The organism is Acaryochloris sp. IP29b_bin.137, assembly GCF_028285745.1.
In the GTDB taxonomy this organism is placed as follows: Bacteria; Cyanobacteriota; Cyanobacteriia; order Thermosynechococcales; family Thermosynechococcaceae; genus Acaryochloris.
Genome location: NZ_JANQOP010000014.1, coordinates 1 through 7,176 on the forward strand (window position 1 = coordinate 1; position 7,176 = coordinate 7,176).

Below are 7,176 nucleotides of genomic sequence, written 5' to 3' on the forward strand. Positions count from 1 at the left end.
CAACTGAAACCCCATAAACGACTCAATTACCAGAGAGGCATGAGGGCGCTATCACTGATTCAGACCACATTGTGAAACCCTTGTCATCCCCAAAGCAACTGTTCATAAGCCAACGTCAGCGGAAGCTTCCCTAGGTCGGCAAATGGTCTGAACGATAACCATTGATGACTCACCAGTCCGCTGACTCGCCATCCCCAGAACACTCTTTTTTCGGCCTCTGCAATGATCCGACCTGACTCCAAAATGAAAACTAGCCTACAAGCGCTCCCCTCGAAGGCTGACCTGTCTCCTTCAACGGCAGCGGCTTCTGAGGTTTCATCATCCTCTCAGCCATTCAATGCGGGATTATGGGCCAAGGTGATGGCACTCACCATCGCCAGTATGCTTCCGATTTTGGCGATCGGTACTGCCACCTACTATTTTGGGTCTCAATCGATTACTCGTAACGCCATTGAGTCCCGTCGGACTGGAGAGCAAACGCTGACAGCTATCAGGGCAGACGAACAACAGCAGATCCGGCTGCTCATTGCTTTGCTAGTGGGAACTGGGGGATTGGCGGTATGCACAGGGGTAGTCGTGGCCTATTTGGCCTATCGTTCGATGCATTCAACCCTGGATGTTACTGTTCCCCAGGTTGAGCAAGACACACAAAAGGCGATGACAGCACAAATTCAGTCCTTGACGACTGCATTTCAAAGTATCAATACAACGCTCAATCGAGACGATATCTTTTCTACCACTGTCACAGATATTCGTAAGATTCTGGGGGTTGATCGCGTTATTATCTACGGTCTAAATGACGATGATCTGGAGGTTGTTATTGCTGAGTCGGTTGGACCGACTTGGCCTAAAGCATTTGGCGCTATCATTCCCGATCCTTGCTTTAAGACCCGATATATTGAAAAGTATCGCAAGGGTCGAATCAAAGCCATTGAGAACATTGACGAAGCCGGTTTGTCTCCTTGCTATATTGAGCAACTAGAGCAGTTAGCCGTACGAGCACTGCTGGTTGCACCGATTACCAATGGTGAGCAACTGGTGGGCTTGTTAATCGCCCACCATTGTTCCGGTCCCCGTCCATGGCAACCTTTTGAGGTGCATTGGTTTAAGCAAATTGCAACTCAGGTCGGTTTTGCCTTTGGCAAGGTGAAGTTGCAGGAGGAACATAACAACCTGCAACAACAATCCATTACTCAAGTGAGGTGGATGCAGTTTTTTACCAAAACCATCCAAAATCTCCGAAGCGCAACGGATGCAACTGGCATTTATAAAGTTGCGGTTCAGAATATCCGCCAATTTTTAAATATTGATCGAGTGATTGTTTATGGTTTAGATGAGAACTCACGCGAAGTGGTTATCGCTGAATCCATCGGGGTAGGCTGGCCTGCTGCCATGGGAGTAACCATCCATGATCCTTGTTTCCAGGCCAGATACATCGAAAAGTATCAAAATGGCCGGATCAAAGCTATTGATAATATCTACGAAGCAAATTTATCGCCTTGCTACATTGAGCAGCTAGAAACATTGAAAGTAAAGGCTTTGGTCGTTGCCCCCATTGCTACAGAAGGGAAACTGGTAGGGCTACTTATTGGACATCAATGCTATAGCCCACGGACTTGGCAGGATTTTGAAGTGCAAGGCTTTGCTCAGATCGCCACACAAGTCGGCTTTGCTCTTGACCATATCAATGCCCCAAACAATGGCTCAGCCGCCCCTGAGGACACAACCGTTTCTGAAGTTTATCAAACCGATGAGGATACGGTATATCCCATCAGTGAATGGGATGAATAAGCGACGTCTATCGGGCACCCGTTAATGCTAAACGGCTGTTTAGCGTTTGTTCGCCCATGCAAAAGCCCCGGGACCAAAGGCGGCGGAGACCGCACATCCTGCTAGGATCATCAAGTCTCGTTCTAAGCCAGCAATGAAAGCCCCTTCGGTAATGGCTTTGGGGAATTGTACCGTTGCGATCGCACCGGCCATAATCGCCACCAACACCCAATTCGCCCAGAAATTTTGAATCCCCACTAAGATCAGAACGCTGGCGATCACTTCAACGATGCCCGTAATCGGCCCTAAAAATCCAGGTAAACCGAAACCAACAAATTTCTCGCTCGCCATCGCCCAGTTAATCGCTTTGGGAAAGCCATGATAGAGAAAGATCGCCACCACCACGAGGCGGAGGAGCAAAAGGGAAAATTCTTGCATAGAGAGATTGGAGTTTGTAGAAGTTGTGGTCATGGTTATTCTCCAGATAAATATAAAGTACAAAAATGGATCAATTAGCGATATCTCGGAACGGAGAAAGGTTTATAGCAGCATTCGAACGTTAGCCCCTTATTCTGCAGAGCCTACAGGCTGGGGTTTAGAAGCAATGGTTTTGCTCCTTCATTCAAAGCACTATCACACCTTGAGTTTGGCGGACAAACTTGAACGAAGCCCCAATAATTGCTGTGCCAATTTGTCTTTGGTGGTGAAGGATTGCAGCCAGGTCATCAAAATAATGAACCGATTCCGATAGCCAGGTGTATAGACTAGGTGGACGGCTAACCAGAGAAACCAGCCTAGAAATCCCCGAATGGGGAATGGACCAATTTTGCCGACGCCAGAAAAGCACCCAATAATGGCCAACCGACCTTTATTGAAATATCGAAAGGGTTGGGGCGTTCGCCCCTGGAGTTGACGGCGAAGATTACGAGCGGTACAAACCCCCTGCTGCAACGCTTCGGGCGCAACACCTGCCAATGTCTGATCGGGAACCTGGGCTGCATCCCCCAGAACATAGACCTCGGGATACTGTTGTAGTTGCAGGCTCGGTAGCACGGAACATTTACCTCGATTGCCTTGGGGGAATGCCGTTTGCATGGGCGGATGCGTAGCTTGCACCCCAGCTGTCCAAATGGTTGTTGCACAAGGAATAAGGACACCGCTATCCAGTTCTAAGTCGGTGGGGTGAACAGATGCTACTTTGGTTTTGACCTGAACTTGTACCCCGAGTCGAGCGAGCTTTTTATAGGTATAAGATCGCAACGGATGCGGAAATTCAGGTAAGAGTTCTGGTCCCGACTGAATCAAGATAAGTTGTACTGGCTCCCTTCTGAGCCAGGGATAGGCTTTAGGCCAAGACTGATGACAGAGTTCGACTAAAGCTCCAGCCACCTCAACGCCTGTAGCCCCACCCCCAACAACGGTGATGGTTAATCGTTGCCGTCGTTGGTCTGAATCAGAAATTTGGGCGGCTTGCTCAATGCACTGTAAAAGGTGATGTTTGAGTGCGATCGCATCCTCCAACGTTCGCAGTGGCCATGCATATTCTTTGGCTCCCGGTACGCCCTGAAAATGAGTCTGACTCCCCGTGGCCAGCACCAGATAGTCGTACTGCAACGTAACCTGTTCGGTTTGTACTCGTCGGGCAGCCAAGTCAACGGCTTCAACATTGCCCTGGACAAACTGAACATTTTTATATCGATGCAGCAGTTTATGAATCGGCAGTGCAATCCACTCTGGCTCCAAGGTGGCCGTTGCCACTTGATAGAGCAACGGCACAAAGGTGTGGTAATTATTGCGATCGATTAATGTGACCTGAGCCGCTGAGCCCCCAAGGGAAATAGCCGTTTGTAGGCCACCAAAACCAGCGCCAATAATCACAATATGGGGAGGAGCGGAAGAGATCATCGGTAGCCTTAAGGGGAATCACTCACTGTAAAGAAGGTTATGGCTTGAAGACATATGGATCGTTTTGATTGAGCTGCCATGATACTCTAACTCCTAGAAATAAAGTGATGTTTGGGGACATTTTTGTCCCCTTTTTTTGTGCTTATTTTCAGTACGAGCGAGTGGGGCAATTGGATGTGGTTTAAACAGATTGGGCGATACCCACATCCGATCGCAGACCCGACTCGTATATAGAATGAGTGCAATGATGCTGTGGGCAGATGCTTTTGAAAGTTCCCCAACCCCATCCATCTTCCGAAGAGAATCGCCCTATTCCTCCTTCTCAATATGCAGATACTAATGACCTGGTTGCTGCAATTAAGCGACAGGAGTTAGATGCCCTGGGCTATCTGTTCGACCACTATTCCAGTTTGGTCTACACCCTGGCCTATAAGATTTTGGGCAATTCCCCCGAAGCGGAAGATTTAATGCAAGAGATCTTCCTGGGCCTATGGGAACGCTGTACTTACAATCCCAGCCGGGGCAGCTTATCGAGCTTTTTAGCCACGGTGACTCGGTCGCGGGCCATTGATCGACTACGGATGAAGGGCAATCGTCGTCGGATTATATCCCAGTGGCAGCAAAGTCTGTCGCCTAATCCTTCTCCCACACCTTTGGACCATGCCAGCCAATCGGAAAAACGCCAGGCCCTCCAGCAGGCTTTGGCGGAACTGCCGAAGGAATATCGGCAAGTGTTAGATCTCAGTTATTTCGGGGGATACAGCCAGTCCCAAATTGCCGAGCAATTGGACAAGCCCTTAGGCACGGTCAAAACCTGGGCAAGGAAGGGGTTGATTCAACTTCGCCAGTCTCTACAAGCGCAAATGGAGCTTTAATCTTATGGTCGATCCAACCCCCCATCACCGATTTGAAGAACTCGCGGCGGGCTATGTGCTGGGCAACCTCGACTCTGAGGAGATGGCTGAGTTTCAGCAGCTGGCTACTGAGCATCCCGACCTATGGGAAGAGGTAGCAGGGCTGCAAGAGACCCTGGATCTATTGCCCTTTGCCCTTACGGAAAACCAGCCTAAGCCCTCGACACGGGCACAGATGATGCAGGCTGCGGCTCAAGCTACTCCTATACAACACAATGCCCATCCTCAGTCACAACGCCCTTGGGGCAAAATCTTTGGCAGCATTGCAGCAGTCATGACAATGGCTTTGGGGTTGCAGACAGTTTATTTTCAGCAACAATTGGCTCAGGTACGCCAGGAGTTAGCGGAGCAGAAAAGTCTGATGGCTTCGCTGCCCTCAACAATGCCCCAGACCGCGCCTAGAAATGTGGTGATTACCACGACCGACACATTTGTGAACCAGAATTGGCAAGGGGTGGAGCAAATCCTGGTGGATCATCGCAAGTCCTTGAAAAAAGGGCTGAAGGCGGTGGATATTCCTAGCAGTCAGCCGATGGAGCTGGCGGCTCTGCTGAGAGCGCAGGCCCCGATGCCGTCGGCTATGCCGATTCTGTCGCAGGTGAGTTTCAAATTATTAGGAGGGAGTGTTTGTACCTTTGGCAAGGCCAAGGGAGTCCGGATGATGTACGATACGGAGCACCATGGTCAGGTCTCGTTTTACCAAATTTCCCGTTCTCAACGGCCAGAACTGCCTCAGTTAACGTCAGAGAAGCTCTATCTGGCGATCCAAGATGGACCGGGTGGGGTGTTTTGGAGTGATGGTGAGTTTCACTATGCGATCGTGTCTGACTTGTCGGCAGATGAGTTAAAGGAACTGACTTCCGCCGTTGAGATTGTAGAGAGCTAGGGTTGAGCAGAATACTGAGGCTTGCTATCTGAAGCATATCCATTGGCAAAGTTGCTGGAATACCTATTCATTACAGTAAGCCCCCATTGCTTTCAAGGCCATCTTTTGGGCTGCTGTCAAGCCTAGGGCACCACTAAAGTCCATGCTGCCACATAAACCTGTTTGAACGATCGCTACGCATTTGCCCGTATCGACCTCCCAGAGTCTGAGAGTTTTGTCATAACTGCCACTGACAATCCTCTGGCCATCGGGGCTAAAGGCTACCGACCTGACAGAATCAGTATGGCCTCTCCAGGGTTTGCCGATGGGGTTGCCCTGGGTATCCCAGAGTCTGAGGGTTCGGTCATAACTGCCACTAACAATCCGCTGGCCATCGGAGCTAAAGACCACCGACATGACAGAATCAGTATGGCCTGTCCAGGGTTCGCCGATGGGGTTGCCCTGGGTATCCCAGAGCCTGAGGGTGTGGTCATAACTGCCACTGACAATCCGCTGGCCATCGGAGCTAAAGGCCACCGACCTGACAGAATCAGTATAGCCTGTCCAGGGTTCGCCGATGGGGTTGCCCTGGGCATCCCAGAGTCTGAGGGTGTGGTCATAACTACCACTGACAATCCGTTGGCCATCGGGGCTAAAGGCCACTGACCAGACAGAAGCCCAATGGCCTGTCCAGGGTTCGCCGATGGGGTTGCCCTTGATATCCCAAAGTCTGAGGGTCTGGTCCTCACTGCCACTGACAATCCGTTGGCCATCGGGGCTAAAGGCTACCGACAAGACAGAAGCCCTATGGCCTGTCCAGGGTTCGCCGATGGGGTTACCCTGACTATCCCAGAGTCTGAGGGTGTGGTCATCATTGCCACTGACAATCCGCTGGCCATCGGGGCTAAAGGCTATCGACCTGACATAATTTGTATGGCCTCTCCAGGGTTCGCCGATGGGGTTGCCCTGGGTATCCCAGAGTCTGAGGGTCTGGTCATAACTGCCACTGACAATCTGCTGGCCATCGGGGCTAAAGGCTACCGACCTGACAGAATCAGTATGGCCTCTCCAGGGTTCGCCGATGGGGTTGCCCTGGGTATCCCAGAGTCTGAGGGTGTGGTCCTCACTGCCACTGACAATCCGCTGACCATCAGGGCTAAAGGCTACCGACAAGACAGAATCAGTATGGCCTCTCCAGGGTTTGCCGATGGGGTTGCCCTGGGCATCCCAGAGTCTGAGGGTCTGGTCCTCACTGCCACTGACAATCCATTGGCCATTGGGGCTAAAGGCTGCCGACAAGACAGAATCAGTATGGCCTGTCCAGGGTCTACCAATGGGGTTACCCTGGGTATCCCAGAGTCTGAGGGTCTGGTCATAACTGCCACTGGCAATCTGCTGGCCATCAGGGCTAAAGGCCACCGACAAGACAGAATCAGTATGGCCTGTCCAGGGTTCGCCGATGGGGTTGCCCTGGGCATCCCAGAGTCTGAGGGTCTGGTCATAACTGCCACTGACAATCCGCTGACCATCGGGGCTAAAAGCCACCGACAAGACAGAAGCCGTATGACCTGTCCAGGGTTCGCCGATGGGGTTGCCCTGGGCATCCCAGAGTCTGAGGGTGTGGTCATATCCCTCTTTTATCACTTTAGACAGAGAGAAAGTCAGGATGCTTGAGCAATTTCCTCACCAGTGGACAGCAAAATGTCTCCATCCTAGATGTGA

At 51.1% G+C, this 7,176-nt stretch carries 6 protein-coding genes; 3 read left to right on the forward strand and 3 right to left on the reverse strand.

Annotation, left to right across the window (positions count from 1 at the left end):
- Positions 1–243: 243 nt before the first annotated feature.
- Positions 244–1,791 (forward strand): GAF domain-containing protein, encoded by a 1,548-nt coding sequence (locus Q0991_RS01145; RefSeq protein WP_299484693.1) that lies wholly within the window; start codon positions 244–246, stop codon positions 1,789–1,791.
- A 39-nt stretch (positions 1,792–1,830) separates the two neighbouring features.
- Here the strand turns inward: Q0991_RS01145 and Q0991_RS01150 are convergent, their stop codons facing one another.
- Together Q0991_RS01150 and Q0991_RS01155 are read right to left on the reverse strand one after the other, a co-directional pair.
- Positions 1,831–2,241: a DoxX family protein gene (locus Q0991_RS01150; RefSeq protein ID WP_299484695.1), complete on the reverse strand. Its 411-nt coding sequence runs from the start codon at positions 2,239–2,241 to the stop codon at positions 1,831–1,833.
- Between the two features lie 162 nt (positions 2,242–2,403).
- Positions 2,404–3,675 (reverse strand): NAD(P)/FAD-dependent oxidoreductase, encoded by a 1,272-nt coding sequence (locus Q0991_RS01155; protein ID WP_299484697.1) that lies wholly within the window; start codon positions 3,673–3,675, stop codon positions 2,404–2,406.
- Positions 3,676–3,935: 260 nt separating this feature from the next.
- Here Q0991_RS01155 and Q0991_RS01160 point away from each other — a divergent pair, with 260 nt between their 5' ends.
- Together Q0991_RS01160 and Q0991_RS01165 are read left to right on the forward strand one after the other, a co-directional pair.
- The gene (locus Q0991_RS01160) at positions 3,936–4,550 is read left to right on the forward strand and encodes a sigma-70 family RNA polymerase sigma factor (RefSeq protein WP_299484699.1); all 615 of its coding nucleotides are present in this window, start codon (positions 3,936–3,938) and stop codon (positions 4,548–4,550) included.
- A 4-nt stretch (positions 4,551–4,554) separates the two neighbouring features.
- Positions 4,555–5,475 (forward strand): hypothetical protein, encoded by a 921-nt coding sequence (locus Q0991_RS01165; RefSeq protein ID WP_299484701.1) that lies wholly within the window; start codon positions 4,555–4,557, stop codon positions 5,473–5,475.
- A gap of 63 nt (positions 5,476–5,538) precedes the next feature.
- Here Q0991_RS01165 and Q0991_RS01170 read toward each other — a convergent pair whose 3' ends face one another.
- Positions 5,539–7,098, reverse strand: a complete 1,560-nt coding sequence (locus Q0991_RS01170; RefSeq protein WP_299484703.1) for a WD40 repeat domain-containing protein — start codon at positions 7,096–7,098, stop codon at positions 5,539–5,541.
- Positions 7,099–7,176: the final 78 nt, after the last annotated feature.